At 63.7% G+C, this 18,221-nt stretch carries 19 protein-coding genes; 11 read left to right on the top strand and 8 right to left on the bottom strand.

Translation table 11 applies throughout. The features are described from left to right. Positions 1-160: 160 nt before the first annotated feature. On the bottom strand, positions 161-619 hold the full coding sequence (locus tag NX775_RS07085) for a hypothetical protein (RefSeq protein WP_258835360.1): 459 nt from the start codon (positions 617-619) through the stop codon (positions 161-163). Positions 620-948: 329 nt separating this feature from the next. Between NX775_RS07085 and NX775_RS07080 the strand changes: the two genes are divergently transcribed. Continuing rightward, a complete protein-coding gene (locus tag NX775_RS07080) occupies positions 949-1,725 on the top strand; it encodes a class I SAM-dependent methyltransferase (RefSeq protein WP_258835359.1) in 777 nt (258 codons plus the stop codon). Positions 1,726-1,808: 83 nt separating this feature from the next. Here NX775_RS07080 and NX775_RS07075 read toward each other — a convergent pair whose 3' ends face one another. Then, positions 1,809-2,522, bottom strand: a complete 714-nt coding sequence (locus NX775_RS07075) for an HPP family protein (RefSeq protein WP_370660563.1) — start codon at positions 2,520-2,522, stop codon at positions 1,809-1,811. A gap of 116 nt (positions 2,523-2,638) precedes the next feature. On the opposite strand from NX775_RS07075, the gene cynR reads away from it, so the two are divergent. Then, positions 2,639-3,535: a transcriptional regulator CynR gene (gene cynR, locus NX775_RS07070; protein ID WP_258835358.1), complete on the top strand. Its 897-nt coding sequence runs from the start codon at positions 2,639-2,641 to the stop codon at positions 3,533-3,535. A 46-nt stretch (positions 3,536-3,581) separates the two neighbouring features. Here the strand turns inward: cynR and uraH are convergent, their stop codons facing one another. Continuing rightward, complete coding sequence (gene uraH / locus NX775_RS07065) at positions 3,582-4,019, bottom strand: hydroxyisourate hydrolase (RefSeq protein WP_258835357.1); 438 nt, start codon at positions 4,017-4,019, stop codon at positions 3,582-3,584. Between the two features lie 55 nt (positions 4,020-4,074). Further along, positions 4,075-4,575: a GlcG/HbpS family heme-binding protein gene (locus NX775_RS07060; protein WP_258835356.1), complete on the bottom strand. Its 501-nt coding sequence runs from the start codon at positions 4,573-4,575 to the stop codon at positions 4,075-4,077. Between the two features lie 130 nt (positions 4,576-4,705). Here NX775_RS07060 and NX775_RS07055 point away from each other — a divergent pair, with 130 nt between their 5' ends. The 7 genes from NX775_RS07055 to rfbC all read left to right on the top strand — a co-directional run bounded on the left by NX775_RS07055 (position 4,706) and on the right by rfbC (position 10,459). Next, positions 4,706-5,377 carry a heavy metal response regulator transcription factor gene (locus tag NX775_RS07055; protein ID WP_258835355.1) on the top strand — a complete coding sequence of 224 codons (672 nt, stop codon included), beginning with the start codon at positions 4,706-4,708 and terminating at the stop codon, positions 5,375-5,377. Continuing rightward, on the top strand, positions 5,374-5,664 hold the full coding sequence (locus NX775_RS07050; protein WP_258835354.1) for a hypothetical protein: 291 nt from the start codon (positions 5,374-5,376) through the stop codon (positions 5,662-5,664). Before NX775_RS07055 ends, NX775_RS07050 begins: the two co-directional genes overlap by 4 nt. Beyond that, positions 5,634-6,770: a heavy metal sensor histidine kinase gene (locus NX775_RS07045; protein ID WP_258835353.1), complete on the top strand. Its 1,137-nt coding sequence runs from the start codon at positions 5,634-5,636 to the stop codon at positions 6,768-6,770. The genes NX775_RS07050 and NX775_RS07045 overlap by 31 nt, the downstream gene beginning before the upstream one ends. Positions 6,771-7,045: 275 nt before the next feature. Further along, positions 7,046-8,122, top strand: coding sequence for a dTDP-glucose 4,6-dehydratase (gene rfbB, locus NX775_RS07040; protein WP_258835352.1), 1,077 nt, complete (start codon positions 7,046-7,048; stop codon positions 8,120-8,122). Beyond that, positions 8,119-9,024: a dTDP-4-dehydrorhamnose reductase gene (rfbD, locus tag NX775_RS07035; protein WP_258835351.1), complete on the top strand. Its 906-nt coding sequence runs from the start codon at positions 8,119-8,121 to the stop codon at positions 9,022-9,024. The genes rfbB and rfbD overlap by 4 nt, the downstream gene beginning before the upstream one ends. 8 nt (positions 9,025-9,032) lie before the next feature. After that, a complete protein-coding gene (gene rfbA / locus NX775_RS07030; RefSeq protein WP_258835350.1) occupies positions 9,033-9,914 on the top strand; it encodes a glucose-1-phosphate thymidylyltransferase RfbA in 882 nt (293 codons plus the stop codon). Then, complete coding sequence (gene rfbC, locus NX775_RS07025; protein ID WP_258835349.1) at positions 9,914-10,459, top strand: dTDP-4-dehydrorhamnose 3,5-epimerase; 546 nt, start codon at positions 9,914-9,916, stop codon at positions 10,457-10,459. The genes rfbA and rfbC overlap by 1 nt, the downstream gene beginning before the upstream one ends. Before the next feature lie 197 nt (positions 10,460-10,656). Here the strand turns inward: rfbC and NX775_RS07020 are convergent, their stop codons facing one another. The 4 genes from NX775_RS07020 to NX775_RS07005 all read right to left on the bottom strand — a co-directional run bounded on the left by NX775_RS07020 (position 10,657) and on the right by NX775_RS07005 (position 15,513). Continuing rightward, positions 10,657-11,364 (bottom strand): potassium channel family protein, encoded by a 708-nt coding sequence (locus tag NX775_RS07020; RefSeq protein ID WP_258835348.1) that lies wholly within the window; start codon positions 11,362-11,364, stop codon positions 10,657-10,659. Further along, positions 11,354-12,682 carry a TrkH family potassium uptake protein gene (locus NX775_RS07015; RefSeq protein WP_258835347.1) on the bottom strand — a complete coding sequence of 443 codons (1,329 nt, stop codon included), beginning with the start codon at positions 12,680-12,682 and terminating at the stop codon, positions 11,354-11,356. Before NX775_RS07015 ends, NX775_RS07020 begins: the two co-directional genes overlap by 11 nt. Continuing rightward, complete coding sequence (gene nhaA / locus NX775_RS07010) at positions 12,679-13,911, bottom strand: Na+/H+ antiporter NhaA (protein WP_258835346.1); 1,233 nt, start codon at positions 13,909-13,911, stop codon at positions 12,679-12,681. The genes NX775_RS07015 and nhaA overlap by 4 nt, the downstream gene beginning before the upstream one ends. Before the next feature lie 240 nt (positions 13,912-14,151). Continuing rightward, positions 14,152-15,513, bottom strand: coding sequence for a chloride channel protein (locus tag NX775_RS07005; RefSeq protein WP_258835345.1), 1,362 nt, complete (start codon positions 15,511-15,513; stop codon positions 14,152-14,154). Between the two features lie 185 nt (positions 15,514-15,698). On the opposite strand from NX775_RS07005, the gene NX775_RS07000 reads away from it, so the two are divergent. Both NX775_RS07000 and NX775_RS06995 read left to right on the top strand, forming a co-directional pair. Next, positions 15,699-17,069: a DUF1800 domain-containing protein gene (locus NX775_RS07000; RefSeq protein ID WP_258835344.1), complete on the top strand. Its 1,371-nt coding sequence runs from the start codon at positions 15,699-15,701 to the stop codon at positions 17,067-17,069. Between the two features lie 3 nt (positions 17,070-17,072). Beyond that, a complete protein-coding gene (locus NX775_RS06995) occupies positions 17,073-18,218 on the top strand; it encodes a DUF1501 domain-containing protein (RefSeq protein WP_258835343.1) in 1,146 nt (381 codons plus the stop codon). The last annotated feature ends 3 nt before the right edge of the window (positions 18,219-18,221 follow it).

Genomic DNA, 18,221 nt, shown 5'->3' with positions numbered 1-18,221 from the left:
CGACTTCTGCTGTTATTTTGTATTGCTTCCACGCGTCGACGATGTTCTCGAGCGCTCAACCGGCATTACCAGCGACAGGGGCTGGTTTTGCTAAGTTGACATTTCAGCGAGCACATCGACAGATCGGAATCGACCCAAAGCAGGCCTCGCATATGGGACTTTACCGAGCATATTCATGACAAATGCCATCGTTAAGACTGAAATTCAAGGCAACTGCATAGCCGTCTGCGGAGTAGCGCGTAAGCAGCAGGCCTTTTGATGTGTTGTAGGTTCCGCCGTTCAATGCCTGATCGACGAAGCAAACCTCCAGGTCCTCGATGCCATCCCCGTTGACATCCTTCCTGTCCACAATCTTCAACTCATACAACCAGTTGCCTGGCGTCTCAAACACAAGCGCATTCTCAGTGGCTTTGCTCGGCGTCATGCCGAAATCAGCAAATGTGCGCAGTGCAGGTGAGCGGCGTGGCCCGAAAGAGCTTCGGATACTGGCCAAATCGAATTTATCCGCCAAAAAGAGTCCTAGATCCTTCGATGGGAAATAGCTCACAAGAGGGGCTGCTTCGACAATGTTAGTCAATAACAAAAACGCCAGGGCGCACGAAGCACAGCGGATTTTCATGAGTCGCTTCCAGATGTGAAAACAGGGGAATGTCCGCCGTTGGCCGAACCCGGTAGTTGAACTCATCGTAACAGGGTGCCAAGGCGGCAGCGTTGCATACTTTCACGAACAGTTGGTTCCTCCCGGAGAGGACCAGGTGAATAGCGAAGCAGTCAAGAGCCGAGCACGATTCGCGGATTCGCTGATTCCCTTTTGAATAGCGTCCATCGTTCGACGCAGGTCTCCACGTGAAAGTACGTCGGACAGCCAACACAGCTACACTGATCATTCCCAACCACGGCAAGCCTGCCGGCGCCATTGCAGGCCGCGACTTCTTACGGAAACCGATCATGCACCGCACCCGCTCGAGCAACTGCCGCACCGGCCGCACCTACCGTACACTCCCCATCCTGCTGGCCTGCCTGTCGACGCTGACGCTGCTGTCATCCTTCAGTATCGATGCCGTGGCCCAGGCAGCGACCGCCGACACGCGCTATGAACGTGTCGCACCCAGTCCGGATGGGATCGGCAAGCGCTATATGGGCCGCGAGATCTCCGGTGTGATGGGATGGGAGGGCGCGCAATGGCTCGAGCGCGAAAGCCGCGCGCACGAGGAGCGGCCGGCATTGCTGTTGCGGGAACTGGCGCTGGCGTCCGGCATGACGGTAGCCGACATCGGTGCCGGCACCGGCTATTACACCTGGCAGTTGGCGAAAAAGGTCGGGCCCAACGGACGTGTGTACGCCGTCGACGTGCAGCCGCAAATGATCGCCATGCTCGACAGCCAGATGGCAAAACGCGGCGTGCGCAACGTGGTCTCGGTGCTGGGCAGCGAAACCACCGTCAAACTGCCACCGGCCAGCGTCGATCTGGCAATCATGGTCGATGTCTATCACGAACTTGCCTATCCCGCGGAAGTCCTCGACAGCATCGTCGGCGCCCTCAAGCCGGGCGGGCGCGTTGTCTTCGTCGAATATCGCGCCGAGGATCCGGCAGTCGCGATCAAGCCGCTGCACAAGATGAGTGAGTCACAGATACGGCGTGAAGCCACGGCGCATGGCCTGAAGTGGGAACGCAGCATCAAGTCGCTGCCGATCCAGCATGCGGTCGTGTTTCGCAAGCCGTAAGCGCAGAGTTTCTCGTCGTTGCTATCGGTAGAAGTGGCATGGTACTTTCCGCCGCGACGCACACTGCTCAACCATCTCACGTTTCACGACGAACTCGACATGCTCACACGACGTCGCTGACTTTCCTGCGCCACTTCTTCCAGCACCGATTCCAGGTCATCGACATCGACATCCAGTATTTCGGTACGTCTGCGTAATACCGCGTCAAGATCCGCACGTGTGAATATCTCCGGCACTTCATGGTTTGCCGCAGGCGTCTTGTGAATCGCGCGGTGGGGATAGCGATGCCCGGTAAGCCTGTGATAAACCAAGGCGCCGATCAGCAGGGCGACAGAATTGAGGCCGATCGGGAACAGCACGAATGCATAGCCGAGTGCATGAATCTTGCTGCCTCCCAGCACCGCTGTGATCGCCACCGCACCGGACGGTGGATGCACGCAGCGAAACGAAAACATCAGCATGACCGTGACTGCCACGGCGACTGCTGCCGCCAGGAGCGGCATCGGGATCAAGTAAGCGCAGCTGACGCCTGTTACTGCGCCGATCAGATTTCCTCCAATGATCGCCCATGGCTGGGCCAGCGGGCTTGCCGGTACGCCGAACAACAGCACGGCAGACGCGCCCAAGGGCGCTGCCAGCAATGGCAGATTGTCGACTGGTCCGCCGAAAAACCAGGCAATTACGCCCGTAAAAAATATCCCGATCAACGCACCCAGGCTGCTGCGTAACTGTTCACGAGGTGCTATTTGAATCGGGGCGGGAAGGAAATCGCGACACCATTGCTGAAAGGACGACAAGATGACATCTTTCTAAAAACTGAGTGGGAGGGCTGCGAATATAACCACTCACAACCATAAGGTCCAAGACCGATATGCGATGATGTCGATAAGTAAAACGAATCATCGGGCTCGCTATGCTGTTGCGTCACATCCGCTATTTTCTTGCCGTTGCAGAGCATCGCAACTTCACCCGTGCCGCCGCCGCGCTGCATGTGTCGCAACCGGCGCTGTCGCAGCAGATCAAGCAGCTCGAAGCATTGCTGGGTGTTCAGCTGTTTGACCGCAGTGGAAAAAGCGTGCGCCTGACCGATGCCGGCGAGGCATGGATGGGCCACGCCAAACTTGGCATGCAGCATCTTCACGCCGGCGCCCGCGCGATCCAGGATGTCGGTACCGCGCAACGTGGCGTGCTGCGTTATGCTGCGCCGCCGACGTTATCGCTGTATCTGATCGGTCCGCTGATCGCCCGGTTCCATGCACTGCACCCAAGGGTCACAGTCAGTTTTCTGGAAATCGCGCAGGAAGACATCGAAGCGATGTTGATCAACGACGAACTCGACCTCGGCATCGCATTCAGTCCGCAGCAGCCGGGTGAACTCGACTACACACCGGTGTACGAAGAAGAACTCAGCTTCGTGACCGCCGCCAGTCATCGACTCGCCACCCGGTCTGCCGCGTTGCCGCTGGCGGCGTTTGCTGCCGAACCGCTGGTGTTGCTCAACAAGTCGTTCGCCACCCGCCGGCAAATCGATGCGTACTGCGCGTCGCACGGTATCGCGGCAAAGGTCGCCGTCGAAGTCAATGCCATCGGCGCGTTGGTCGAGATCGTTCGTCAGGGAACGCTGGGGACAGTTCTGCCCAACCCGATTTCTGCCGCCTATACCGACCTGCACGCGGTTGCGCTGCTGCCGCCAATGCCGTTGCGCCATGTCGTCTATGCCTGGCGCAAAGGGGCGTATCGCACGACGGCAAGCAAAGCACTGGTCGATGTATTGACCGGCCTGGTGCGGGATTTGACGTCAGGCGCCTGACGATCTGTGCCGGCTCGCCGCTGACAGCCTTTTCCGCTGCACCGATTCAATTGCCGCGGTACGTCGAATAGCCGTAAGGGCTCAGCAGCAGCGGCACGTGGTAATGCGGCACACTGCCGTCAGCCGTAAAGATGACAGGGATCTCGGGGAAGAACGTCGGGCTCTTGTGCTCGGCAAACCACTTGCCGGTCTTGAATGTGACCCGGTAAGTGCCGCGTACCATGGCCACGCCAGTGGGGAACAGGGCAGGGATGCGGCCCTGGGCATTGGTGACGCCTTCGCCGAGCATCGTCCATCCGTCGCCTACGCGCTGTTCGAGAGTGACAGCCACATCGGCTGATGGCAAACCGTCCTGCAGGTCGAGGACATGGACGCTGAGCGGGTTGATCGCCGTGGCAGGTGTGACGGTGGGTGCGGCTGCAGCACTGGCGCAGTGCGCAGCAGCACCGAGGGTCATAACGAGCAGGGTCTGAAGGAATTTCATGCGTTCTCCGTAAGGGTAAGTGTAGAAATAATCGGAAGGTCAATGCCGCCAGCAATCAGGGCGTCTTGCGCAACACGTTGTCGATTGCGGCCTGTGCGCAGGCTTCGTCTGTGGCCGGTCCGCCAGCGCCGGCAATGCCGATGGCGCCAATGAGCTCGCCGTCAGCCATCAGTGGCACGCCACCACCGAGCAGCAGCAGCGTCTCGACGGTGTTCAGGTTGGCCGCTTCGGTGCTGGCGCGGGCATTGGCGGCCAGCAGGCGGGTCGCCGTTCTGGTTGACAGCGCCGTGTAGGCCTTGCGCTGGGCAGCGATGGTGTTGTGCGGACCGACGCCATCATCGCGGCGCAGGGCAACCAGGTTGCCGCCGCGGTCGACCACGGCGGCGGCCAGCACTTTGCCGTCGGCATGGCAGGCGGTCATCGCCGCGTCGAGCAGGCGACTCGCGCCATCGAGTGAAATAGTGCGGTGGGGTACGGTCAGCGGGGCGGCAGTGCTGGCCTGGGGGCAGGCCAGCGACAACGCGATCAGCAAACCTGCAGGCAGTGGGTGGTACATGGAATCATCCCGGTAGTGTTCGAATGGCCGCATGGTACGCAGCGCCTGGCGACAACCAGATGACGGCCAGATGACAGTTTTGTCATCTGGCGCGCGGCGGGCAGTAAGATTGCGGCACAAGGAGCAGGCAATGCGCATACTGATCGTGGAAGATGAACGCAAGGCGGCCGACTACCTGCAAAAGAGCTTGCGCGAGTCCGGCTATATCGTCGAGGTGGCAAGCAATGGCTTTGACGGCCGTTACATGATCGAGGAGTTCGACTTCGATCTGGTGATCCTCGACGTGATGCTGCCGGGCCTTGACGGCTGGGCGCTGCTGCAACTGGTGCGCGCCAGGTCGGCCACGCCGGTGATGTTCCTGACGGCGCGCGACGCCATTGAAGACCGCGTGCGCGGGCTCGAACTGGGCGCCGACGACTATCTGGTCAAGCCATTTTCGTTTGCCGAACTGCTGGCGCGCGTGCGCACGCTGCTGCGGCGCGGACCGCCGCGCGACATGCAGGAATTTCGCGTCGCCGACCTGCAGGTCGATGTGCTGCGCCGCCGGGTCACGCGTCAGGGCGACCGGATCACCCTGACGGGCAAGGAATTCGCGCTGCTGCACCTGCTGGTCAGCCGGGTCGACGAGGTGCTCTCGCGTGCAGTCATCGCCTCGCACGTGTGGCAGATGAACTTCGACAGCGACACCAACGTCGTCGATGTGGCCATCCGCCGCCTGCGCGTGAAAATCGACGATCCCTATCCACTGAAACTGATTCACACAGTCCGTGGCATGGGTTACATGCTGGGCGAGACGCCATGAGGCTTGCGTTCACGCCTCGTTCGCTGAGCATGCGCCTGGCGCTGTGGTTTGCCCTGGCAAGCGCGCTGCTGCTGGGGGCCATCGGCGTGTTCCTGTACCGGTCCCTGGCAAGCGAGCTGGCGTGGCGTGACGACATCGCGCTGGCAGGCCGGATCGATCGCATGCGCGCGCTGGTTGCCGACAGCGACAGTATCGAGGCGTTGCGCCGGCGCCCGCAGCTGTACGCCAACATGCTGGGCAACCGCGACAACGCCTTGTGGATGCGCGACGCCACGGGCAACTGCTGATCGCGGTCAATCCGGGCGGCCTGGCGCTGCCGTCCCTGCCGCCCGCGCCATCGATCCGCCTCACCGATGTCGCCACCGGTCAGGCGGCGCGGCTGGCCTGGGTCGATGTCTGGCAGGGTAACCGGCGGTTCACTGTGGTCGCCGCCAAAATGCTGGTCGAGCGCGAGCGCATGCTGGCCAGCTACCGCATGACCTTGGGGGCGGCGCTGGCCGGCGGGGCGCTGCTGTCGTTTGTGCTGGGCTGGCTGATCAGCCAGCGCGCGCTGCGGCCTGTGCGGCTGATGGCGCAGCAGGCCGCCGCCGTCGATGTGCGGCGCCTGCAGCAGAACGTGGCGGTGAAGCTGACACCGGCGCCGCTGAAAGAAACGCAGGAACTGCAGCAACTGGGGGCAGCGCTCGACCAGATGCTGACGCGCCTGGCCGACGGCTTTGTCCAGCTGTCGCGCTTCTCCGAAGACCTGGCCCACGAGATGCGTACGCCTTTACATAACCTGATGGGCCACACGGAACACGCGCTGCGCAAGCGCCGCAGCGTTGATGACTATGAACAGCTGCTGGCGTCAAATCTGGAAGAATACGAGCGCCTGGCGCGCATGATCGACAGCATGCTGTTTCTTGCGCGTTCGGAGCAGCCGGCCAGCGGCGTCACGCTTGAAACGATCGATCTGGCAGAGCTGTGCACCCAGCTGGTGGACTATTTCGAGGGCGTGGCCGAAGAACGCGGGATCAGCGTGGTGGTGCACGCGGCAGGCGAACTGGTTGCTGACCGCGCGCTGGTGCGGCGTGCCCTGGCTAACTTGCTGGCCAACGCGCTGCGCTACGGCGCTGCCGAAGGTACGGTGACGATCTACACCTCCGCCGATAGCGGAATGGTCAGCATCGCCGTGCACAATACCGGCGCACCCATCCCGGTCGTCCATCTTCCACACGTGTTCGAACGATTTTATCGTTGTGACCCGGCACGCAGCCAGGGCGGTGATTCGGGTGGCCTGGGACTGGCCATTGTCGCCTCGATCATGCATCTGCACGGTGGTGAAGCCCGGGTTGAAAGCGACGATACGGGCAATCGCTTCACCCTGCTGTTCCCGCAATCTGACGGGATGTAGCTGGTTCCACCCAGCCGGCCGCTTATTCGCGCGGCACACTTTCCAGCCAAATGTTAGTATTACCTCAACGAAACGTACGAGGCCACCCGGCATTGACAAAATACCTACAGTGCCGGGAGAATGTGCCGATATGTCACGTTTTTGCTATCTAGTCATCATAAAATAGTAGCAACAGTGCATGGGCGGCCAGCGCCGTTCGTCCACGACAATTCTCAGGTTCGCGCAGCGCTCAGGGCGCCGCGCAGCCACCGATACCTTTACCAGGAACTGCAGGCATGACTATCCTCGTGACTGGCGGAGCGGGCTTTATTGGCTCGAACTTCGTCATCGACTGGCTCGCTCACAATGACGAACCCGTCGTCAACCTCGACAAGCTGACGTACGCCGGCAATCTTCAAAACCTGACGAGCCTGGAAGGCGACAGCCGCCACCACTTCGTGCGCGGCGACATCGGCGACGGCGCCCTCGTGGCGCGCCTGCTGGCCGAGCACAAGGTGCGGGCCGTGCTGAACTTCGCGGCCGAAAGCCACGTCGACCGTTCGATCGAAGGCCCGGGCGCCTTCATCCAGACCAATATCGTCGGCACCTTCAACCTGCTGGAAGCCGTGCGCGCTTACTGGAACGGTCTGGACGAGCAAGCCAAAGCTGACTTCCGCTTCCTGCACGTGTCGACCGATGAAGTGTACGGCACGCTGGGCAGCGATGCGCCGGCCTTCACCGAGCAGCACCGCTACGAACCGAACAGCCCGTACTCGGCCACCAAGGCAGCGTCCGATCACCTGGTGCGCGCCTACCACCATACCTACGGCCTGCCGGTCCTGACCACCAACTGCTCGAACAACTACGGCCCGTACCACTTCCCGGAAAAGCTGATCCCGCTCGTGATCCACAACGCGCTGGCCGGTAAGCCGTTGCCGATCTACGGCGATGGCCAGCAGATCCGCGACTGGCTCTATGTCACCGACCACTGCAGCGCGATTCGCCGCGTGCTCGAAGACGGCCGCCTGGCCGAAACGTACAACGTCGGCGGCTGGAACGAGAAAGCCAATATCGACGTCGTGCGCACGCTGTGCGCGATCCTCGACGAACTGCAGCCGCGCGCCGACGGCGCGTCGTACGCAACGCAGATGACGTTCGTGAAAGACCGCCCGGGCCACGACCGCCGCTATGCGATCGATGCCGGCAAGCTCGAGCGCGAACTGGGCTGGCGTCCGGCCGAAACCTTCGACACGGGCATCCGCAAGACGGTCGAGTGGTACCTGGCTAATGGCGCCTGGGTCGAGAACGTCACCAGCGGCGCGTACATGGAATGGGTCGACCGCCAGTACACGCCAGAAAACGGCGCCGCATGAAGATCCTGCTACTGGGTAAGGATGGCCAGGTCGGCTGGGAACTGCAACGCGCGCTGGCGCCGCTGGGCGAACTGCGCGCGCTGGGCCGTGCTGACGCTGATTTCACCGATCCCGAATCGCTGCGCGCCGTCGTGCGCGCATTTGCGCCCGACGTCATCGTCAATGCCGCTGCCTACACCGCGGTCGACAAGGCCGAAGCCGACGCCGCCATGGCGCACAACGTCAATGCCGTCTCGCCGGGCGTGCTGGCCGAGGAAGCCGCCGCCGGCAACGCCTGGCTCGTGCATTACTCGACCGACTATGTCTTTGATGGCACGAAAGAGGGCGCCTGGGTCGAAACCGACGCCGTCAATCCGCTGTCGGTATATGGCCGCACCAAGTATGACGGCGAGCAGCGCATTGCCGCGAGTGGCGCGCGCCACCTGATCCTGCGCACCAGCTGGGTGTTCGCACCGCGCGGCGGCAACTTCGCCAAGACGATGCTGCGCCTGGCCAAAGAGCGCGAGTCGCTCAACGTGGTCGCCGACCAGCATGGCGCGCCGACCGGCGCCGAACTGCTGGCCGACGTCACCGCGCTGGCGCTGCACCGCATCGCCGCGCCTGGCGTGGATGCGCAGCACCTGTCGGGCGTGTACCACCTGGCCGCCGCCGGCGCCACCACCTGGCATGCCTACGCCCAGCACGTGCTGGCGCAGGCGCAAAGCCATGGCGCCGTGCTCGAGGCCGGGCCGGATGCCGTGCAGCCAATCGCGGCCAGCGCGTTCCCGACCCCGGCCGCGCGGCCCGCCAATTCGCGGCTCGACTGCAGCAAGTTCAGCGCCAATTTCGGCGTGAGCCTGCCCGACTGGCGCCACCACGTCAACCGATTGATCGCCGAACTGTCGGCACAAGGAAACCTATGAGCAATGCTATGCAACGTAAAGGCATCATCCTCGCCGGTGGCAGCGGCACCCGCCTGCACCCGGCCACGCTGGCAATTTCAAAGCAACTGCTGCCTGTCTTCGACAAGCCGATGATTTACTACCCGCTGAGCACCCTGATGCTCGGCGGCATCCGCGACATCCTGATCATCTCGACGCCGCAAGACACGCCGCGCTTCCAGCAACTGCTGGGCGACGGCGCGCGCTGGGGCCTGAACCTGTCGTACGCAGTGCAAGCCTCGCCCGATGGCCTGGCGCAAGCCTTCATCATCGGTGAAGACTTCATCGGCAATTCGCCATCGGCACTGGTGCTGGGCGATAACCTGTTCTACGGTCACGATTTCAACCAGCTGCTCGAGCGCGCCGATGCCCGTACCGACTGCGCCAGTGTCTTTGCCTACCACGTGCAGGATCCGGAGCGCTACGGCGTGGTGGAATTCAACGACGACGGCAAGGCGATCAGCCTGGAAGAAAAGCCGGCCAAGCCGCGCTCGAACTATGCGGTGACGGGCCTGTATTTCTATGACGAGAACGTCGCCAAAATGGCGCGCACGCTCAAGCCGTCGCCACGCGGCGAACTCGAGATCACCGACCTGAACCGCATGTACATGGATATCGGCAAGCTCGATGTCGAGATCATGGGCCGCGGCTACGCCTGGCTGGACACCGGCACCCACGAATCGCTGCTCGACGCCGGTCAGTTCATCGCGACGATCGAACAGCGCCAGGGCCTGAAAGTCGCTTGCCCCGAAGAAATCGCGTATCGCAAGGGCTGGATCAACGCCGCCCAGCTCGAAGAACTGGCAGCACCCCTGCGCAAGAACGGCTACGGCCAGTATCTGGTGCGTGTTTTGAATGAAAAGGTATTTTGATGCAGATTACTCGCTTGGCAATTCCAGACGTCCTGAAGATCGAACCGCGCGTATTCGGCGACGACCGCGGCTTTTTCTACGAGAGCTTCCACCAGGCCCGCTTTGAAGAAGCAGTCGGCCGCAAGGTGGCGTTCGTGCAGGACAACCACTCGAAATCCACCAGCAACGTGCTGCGCGGCCTGCACTACCAGATCAAGCAGCCGCAGGGCAAACTGGTGCGCGTCGTCGCCGGCAGCGTCTACGACGTCGCGGTCGATTTGCGCCGCGCGTCGCCGACGTTCGGCCAGTGGGTCGGTGAAATCCTGTCGGCCGAGAACAAGGCCCAGCTGTGGGTGCCCGAAGGTTTCGCACACGGCTTCGTCGTGCTGTCCGAAACCGCTGAGTTCGTCTACAAGACGACCGACTACTACGCGCCCGAGCACGAGCGCTGCATCGTCTGGAACGATCCGAGCCTGGCCATTACCTGGCCGATCAGCGCGACGCCATCGGTGTCGGCCAAGGACGAGAAGGGCACGATGTTCGCTACCGCGGAAGTGTTCGAGTAAGCGGTCGCTTAGCCCCAGGGCCCTGGCACGGCCCTAGGGAAGCACTGATTTATTCTGGGGGATGGAATTGGCAGTTGAAAAAGTCAGCCTGCAAGGCGCAAAATCGAAGCAATAGCGAGCTATTGCGAGAATTTGCAACGCCGCAGGATGGCTCTTTTCAACGCCAAGTCCGCCGCCATGAATTAATCAGTGCTTCCCTATCGCCTCCTGCCTTTCTTCTCGCCGCCGGCAAACAGCTCGATCTTCTTGGTCGGGCCCGACACGATCAACAGGTCGCCCGGCAGAATGCGGGTCTCGCCCAGCGCATGCTGGAAGTCTTCATTGAGCCGTTTCACGCCCACCACCGTGACGCCAAAGCGCGCGCGCACGTGCGATTCGGCCAGCGTGAGGTTGTGCGTCTCGGCCGGCGCATTGATCTTCGCGATCGCAAAGCCATCCTCGAACTCGATGAAATCCATCAGCCGCCCGGTGATCAGGTGGGCCACGCGCGCGCCCATGTCTGCCTCGGGGTAGACCACGTGATGGGCGCCGATGCGCTGCGCGATCTGGCCGTGCTCGGGCGTCATCGCCTTGACCCAGATATCCTTGATGCCCAGTTCGGACAGCACCATCAGCGTCATCAGGCTGGCGGCGAGATCCGAGCCGATGGCGACGATGGCGTGCGAAAAGTCAGCCACGCCCAGCTGCAGCATCACGTTTTCGTTGGTCGAATCGGCCTGCACGGCGTGCGTAAGCCGCTCGCTCCAGAGCTGCACCAGTTCTTCCTTGCGGTCGATGCCCATGACGTCGTGTCCCAGGCGCATCAGCGATTGCGCCACTGCGCCGCCAAAGCGGCCCAGGCCGATCACGACGACGCTGTCGCCCGCCGAAAAGGCGAACTGTTCTGTGAAAATTCTACCCAACAATTGGATGGTCCTCCGGATAACGATAGGGCATGCGCCGCTTGCCCAGGACAAGCGAGGTCGCGAGGGTGATCGTGCCGACCCTGCCGATGAACATGAGTAATGCCAGCACCACTTGGCCGGATGCCGGCAGCTGGGCCGTGATGCCGGTGGACAGGCCGGCGCTGCCAAAGGCCGCGATGACTTCAAAGATAATCTGATCGGTCGGGAAATGCGAGATCCGCAGTAGCGCCAGCGTGCCCAGCGCCACGATCACGCTGCCGAGCACCAGCACGGTCACGGCCTGGCGCTGCGCCGCCATCCCGACCCGGCGGCCGAAGGCCTCGGTATCGGACTGACCGCGCGCCTCAGCCACCACGAGCAGGACCAGGATCATGACGGTGGCCACCTTGACGCCGCCCGCCGTGCCCGCGCTGCCGCCGCCGATGAACATCAGCAGATAGTGCAGCGCCCAGGTCTCGGGCGTCAGCGCGCTGTAGTCGACGGTGTTGAAGCCCGCGGTGCGCGACGCTACCGAGATGAACATGCTGTTGAGGAGTTTGTCGGGCGTCGACAGCGCGCCCAGGGTGGCGGCGTTGTTCCACTCGAACAGCAGCACCGTGGCGAAGCCGCCCACGAGCAACATCAGCGTGCCGGTGAGGGTGAGCTTGGTGTGCAGCGACCAGTGGCGCGGATCGCGCAAGCGGTGGCGCAGGTCGTGCAGCACCGGAAAACCAATGCCGCCGACCACGATGGCCACCATGATCGGCAACAGCACCAGCGCATCGCTTGCATAACGGGTAAGGCTGTCGGCATGCAGCGAAAAGCCGGCGTTGTTGAACGCCGAGACGGCGTGGAAGAGGGCGCTCCATGCTGCGTCGCCCCATGCCAGATCGTGCCCCGCGCGCAGCCGCACGAACAGGATGACGGCGATCACGAGCTGCAGCAGCACCGACACGGTCAGCACGACCCGGGCCACGCTCGCGATGTCGCCCATGCCGAGCGAGCGCGTCTCGGTCTGCGCGATCAGGCGCGTGCGCAGACGCGACGAGCGATTCACCATCAGGCCGAGCAGCGTGGCGGCCGTCATCATGCCGAAGCCGCCCAGCTGGAACAGCACCATGATCGACGCCTGGCCGAACCCCGACCAGTAGGTGCCCGTATCGACCACGGCCATGCCGCTGACGCACACGGCCGATACGGCCGTGAAGAACGCCACCATGAACGGCGCGCCATGGCCGCTGGCGCTGGCCAGCGGCAGCATCAGCAGCAGCGTGCCAGCCAGGATCGCGCCTGCAAACAGCAGGACGACAACCCGGGCCGGATGCAGGATGGTGGTCATGCCGCCCGGGCTGGCCCGGTGTCCGTGGTGCCGTCATCGAAATCCATGGTGTCCGGGTCAAGATCGCCTTCGGCCGGCGCGCCGAACAGCTTGAGCCAGACGAAGCCCAGGATACCCGCCGCCAGCGACGCGGTTAGGATGGCCATCTTCGACGCGTTGATGATCTCGGCCTCACCGACAAACGCCAGGTTGGTGATGAAGATCGACATCGTGAAGCCAATCCCGCCCAAGAGGCCCGCGCCGATCACGTGGCGCCATGCCAGATCGAGCGGCAAGCGGCACACGCCAAGCGTCACGGCGGCAAAGGTGAACAGGAAGATGCCGACCGGCTTGCCGGCGACCAGGCCGGCGATGATGCCCAGGCTGTTCGACGACATCAGTTCGCCCGCCCAGCCGGCGCCGATCACGATGCCGGTATTGGCCAGCGCGAAGATCGGCAGGATCAGGAAAGCGACCGGTGTGTGCAGCACGTGCTCCATGCGGTGCGCCGGCGAAGCATGATCGTCCTGCGTGTGCGAATACGGAATGGTGAAGGCCAGCAGCACGCCGGCAATCGTCGCGTGCACGCCCGACATCAGCATCAGGAACCACATCACCGCGCCGCCCAGCAGATAGGGCCACAGCGCCAGCACCTTCAGGCGGCGGTTCATCAGGAACAAGGCGACGAACATGCCCAGCGCGCCGACCAGGTAGCCGACCTTGAGCTCTGCCGTATAGAACACGGCGATGACGATGATGGCGGCCAGGTCATCCATGACGGCCAGCGCGGTCAGGAAAATCTTGAGCGACGCTGGCACCCGGCTGCCCAAGAGGGCCAGCACGCCTAGCGCGAACGCGATGTCGGTGGCCATCGGAATGCCCATGCCCGGCTGGGTATGGGTGCCGCCATTGAGCGTGAAGTGGATCAGCGCCGGCACCGCCACACCGCCCGCCGCGGCGATGATCGGCAGCAGCGCATTGCGCAGGTCGGACAGCTCGCCGTTATTCAGTTCACGCTGCAGCTCCAGGCCGATCAACAGGAAGAAGATGGCCATCAGCGCATCGTTGATCCACAGCTCGACGCTCAGGCCGGCCAGGTTGATCTGCCAGAACGCCAGGTACGGCGCACCCCATGGTGAATTGGCGACCATCAGCGACAGGATGGTGCACAGGATCAGGACCGTGCCGCCTGCCTTGCCGGACGCGGCAAATGCCTTGAACGTGTTCGATAGACGCTTTTCAATGCGCATGGTGGTTCTCCAAAAGTGCTTGGGCGTCATCTGGCAACCCCCGTGTGGAATGAGGCGGCGCAGCTGCTGCTGGCGTGCGAGTGGAGTGCGGCGTAAGGTGCAGGTGCATGGTGGTCGCGTAGTAGCCCGCGTGGCGGCCCGACCAGCGCAAATCCTGTCATGCCTGGCGGCATGAACACCCTGGCCGGATTATAACGTAATCAATCGACAAGCCGCCCACGCTTTGGCGCGGGCGGCGCGTTATGACGCACGGTCTGGGGGCTCACCCGCGCTTGGCGGGTGAGCGGGCCTTGGTGGCAACTGGATCGTCGCGAGCGCGCTGTACAGCGGCGGCGTGAGCACGCGCGAGACCGTACTGGCAACGACCGCGCAGGCCATCAGGCTGAGCACCATGCTGTGGCCATCGACCATTTCCATGACGATGATGAAGGCCGTCAGCGGCGCCTGCGTGGCGGCCGCCAGAAAGCCCACCATGCCCAGCGCAATCAGTGCGGCGCTGTACGGGTAGCCGGTAATCGAGGCAATGTTCTGGCCCATCGCCGCGCCAATGGACAGCGATGGCGCGAAGATACCGGCCGGCACGCCCGACCAGGCGGTGAGCCAGGTCGCAACAAACTTGAAGAGCGCAAACGCCGCCGGCACGTTGGCTTCGTTCTCCAGCAGACTGCGCGTGGCTTCATTGCCACTGCCGTAGGTTGCGCCACCGCTGAGCACGCCAATGACCGCGATCAGGAAACCGCAGCCCAGTGCGAAGCGCACCGGATAGCGGGCGCGCCAGCGCGTAGGCAGGTCGGGCGAGACGCCGCGCAGGCTGGCGATCAGCACACGCGCGAACAGGCCACCGGCAAAGCCGCACACGACAGCGGCGAGCAAGCCCGGCCACAACAGCGACAACCCGATCGGTCCCGGATGGATGACGCCGAAGTGGGGGCCATTGCCGTGAACAGACACGGCGATCAGGCCAGCCAGGACGATCGCCGCGACGATCAGGCCGCTGTTGCGCTGCTCGGGCGCGCGCGACAATTCTTCGATCGCGAACATGATCCCCGCCAGCGGCGTGTTGAACGCGGCCGCAATACCCGCCGCGCCGCCTGCCACCAGCAGCGAATGGGCGCTGATGCCGCTGCCGCGCGGCAGCCAGCGGCGCGCCGCGAGCATCACGCCGGCAGCGATCTGGACCGACGGGCCTTCACGCCCGAGCGACAGGCCACCCAGCAAACCTGCCGAGGTCAGGCCAATCTTGGCGAAGCTGATTTTTAACGACACGAGCAGGGGCCGCCGGCCCCCGGAAATAGCCGGGTCGAGTGCCGCCATCACTTGCGGAATGCCGGAGCCGCCCGCGCCGCGCACGAAGCGCCGCGTGACCCAGACGATGGCGGCGCACAGAAGCGGGGTCCAGATCAGGGGCACCCACCAGGCGAAATCGGCGATCTTGTTGAACTGGGCGAATGCCGATTCGGCCAGCCAGGTAAACGCCACGACCACGAGGCCGGCGATGGAGGCCGTGCCGACGACAACGATGCGGGTGCGCCAGAGATTGGCAGAAATGAGTTCGCGTTTGAAGGCGGAGCGTACGTCGTGCGGGGAGGGGTCGTGGGACATGGTGGGCTCGAGGGGACGAGGCCGTATTATATAGATTTGTGCGAATGTATTTGCGTCCACACTGTTGTAATGACACAAATATAAAAGAATTTCTGCACGCACTGCCGACCCGGCCGTTACGGACAGTTACAGACCAACCACGCCGGTGTGACCTGCCAGGACAGTTCCGGTTCTATACTCGGTGCATGATCAACGATTCCATTGCGCGCAACCGCCTGGGCCTTGGTGCGCGACCGGACGACAAGCCCGTTGCCGATCCACGGCGCTGGTTGCTGGCGCAGCTCGATGGGTACGAGCCGTTGCCGCCACCATGGCGTGCCATCGAGCGCACCCCGATGCGCGTGGCGCAGTGGACCGAGCAGCAAGCCGCCATCCGCAACGCACCCGAGGCGCAGCGTGCCAGCGTCCGTGCAGACTACCAGCGCGCGGGCAGGGCAGCCTATCTGGCCGGCGTGGAGGCGCGCACCAACAGCGCCGTGCAGAGCAGCACGCCGTTCGTCGAGCGCTTGACCCACTTCTGGGCCAACCATTTCGCGATCTCGGTCGACAAAGTACCCGTGCTTGGCTTTGCTGCCAGCTTCGAAGCCGATGCCATCCGGCCGAATGTCCTGGGGCGATTCGAGGATCTGCTGCTTGCCACGGCGCGCCATCCTGCGATGCTGCTGTATCTCGACCAGTCCGTGTCGACAGGGCCGGATAGCGTCGCCGCGCGCCGGGCCAGCGCGAAAACGCCGGATCGCCCGGCCCGTGGCCTGAACGAGAACCTGGCGCGTGAAATTCTCGAACTGCACACGCTGGGCGTGCGCAGCGGCTATACCCAGGCAGACGTGCTGGAATTCGCCCGCGCGCTGACCGGCTGGACGCTGCCTGGCCAGCAGTCGCCTGAGGACGCGGCGCAAACCTTCCGGTTCCAGGCGAACCAGCACGAGTCCGGCGTGCGGATGGTGCTTGGCCGCAGCTATGCCGACGATGGGCAGCAGCAGGCAACGGCCATCCTGCGCGATCTGGCCAGGGCGCCGGCCACCGCCAGCCACATCGCCACCAAGCTGGCGCGCCACTTCATCACCGACGATCCACCGCCAACCCTGGTCAAGCGGCTCGCCGACAAGTTTCTGCAAACCGGCGGCGACCTGGCGGCGCTGTACCGGGAACTGGTGAGCGCCGCCAGTGATGTGTCGCCAGTGGCCGCCAAGTTCAAGTCGCCCTGGGACTGGATGCTGTCTGGTCTGCGCGCCATGGGCGTGCAGAGCGTCCCGGCGGCGCGCATCCAGTTTTTGACGGGCCGGCTCGGCCAGCCCGTCTGGCGGCCCGGTTCGCCGGCAGGTTATGGCGACGTGACCGCCACCTGGGCGGCCCCGGATGCGCTGCTGCGCCGGGTAGAAATCGCGCAGCGTCTCGCCACGGAGTTTGGCAGCAGGATCGACGCGCGCGCACTGGCGCCACTCGTGCTGCCGGGTAGCTTGAGCGGCGCGACCGCCACCGCGATTGCACAGGCAGAAAGCCCGGCCAATGCACTGGCCTTGCTATTGGCATCGCCTGAATTCCTGAGAAGGTAAAACATGCTCAACCGACGTGATTTTATGTCCAGCGCCGCCGCATTGCTTGCCGCGCCCCGCATCGCATTCGCAGGCGCCGACACCGAGCGCCGCTTCGTGTTCATCATCCAGCGCGGCGCTGCCGATGGCCTGCACACGCTGATCCCTTACGCCGATCCCGCTTATGCCAGATTGCGCGGTGCGCTTGCCATCGATCCCACAGAAGCGTTGAAGCTGGACGGCACATTTGCGCTGCACCCGTCGCTGACCGGCATCGCCGGGCTGTACAAGGCAGGGCAGGCCAGCCTGTTCCATGCGGTGGCGTCACCCTACCGCGATCGCTCGCATTTTGATGCGCAAAATGTTCTGGAGACGGGTGGCAAGGCGCCGTTCGACATCAAGGACGGCTGGATGAACCGGTTGGCCGGCATGCTGCCACGGCGCAGCAACCAGGCGATCGCGTTCGCGCCCACACTACCGCTGGCGCTGCGCGGCGCGATCGATGTCGCGTCGTACGCGCCATCCGGCCTGCCACACGCCAACGACGATCTGCTGCTGCGCGTGCAGAAGCTGTACGAAGGCGATGCCCAGCTGAGCGGACTCTGGTCGACGGCGCTCAAGGCGCAGGGCATGGCTGGTGCGACCGGGGGCAGCAAGGGCCAACAGTCGCCGGTCGAACTGGGCAAGACCGCCGCCGGCTTTCTGGCACGCGCAGACGGCCCCCGGATTGCCATGATCGAAACCAACGGCTGGGATACGCACAGTGCGCAAAAAGGACGCATGGCCACGCAGCTGAACAACCTCGATGATTTGATCGGCGGACTGCAGCAGGGCCTTGGCGATGCATGGCGCCAGACGACGATTCTCGTGGCCACCGAGTTCGGGCGCACCGTCGCAACCAACGGCACGGGCGGGACCGACCATGGCACGGCGTCGGCCGCCATGCTGATTGGCGGTGCGGTAAAAGGCGGGAAGATCGTTGCCGACTGGCAAGGGTTGGGCGCGGGCGACTTGCTCGACAGTCGCGATCTCAGGCCAACACTCGGCCTGGATGCGCTGGTGGCGCACGCGTGCGCCGAAGCGTTTCAGCTGGATCCGGAACGCACGGCGCGCGTGTTGTTTCCCGGTTCGACGCCGGGAGCGTCATCGGCGCGCCTGTTGCGCGCCTGATGA

It is taken from the genome of Massilia aurea, assembly GCF_024753205.1.
Classification (GTDB): domain Bacteria; phylum Pseudomonadota; class Gammaproteobacteria; order Burkholderiales; family Burkholderiaceae_D; genus Telluria; species Telluria aurea.
The sequence above is the reverse complement of the archived record's forward strand: the minus strand, read 5'-3'. Positions and strand labels throughout refer to the sequence as shown.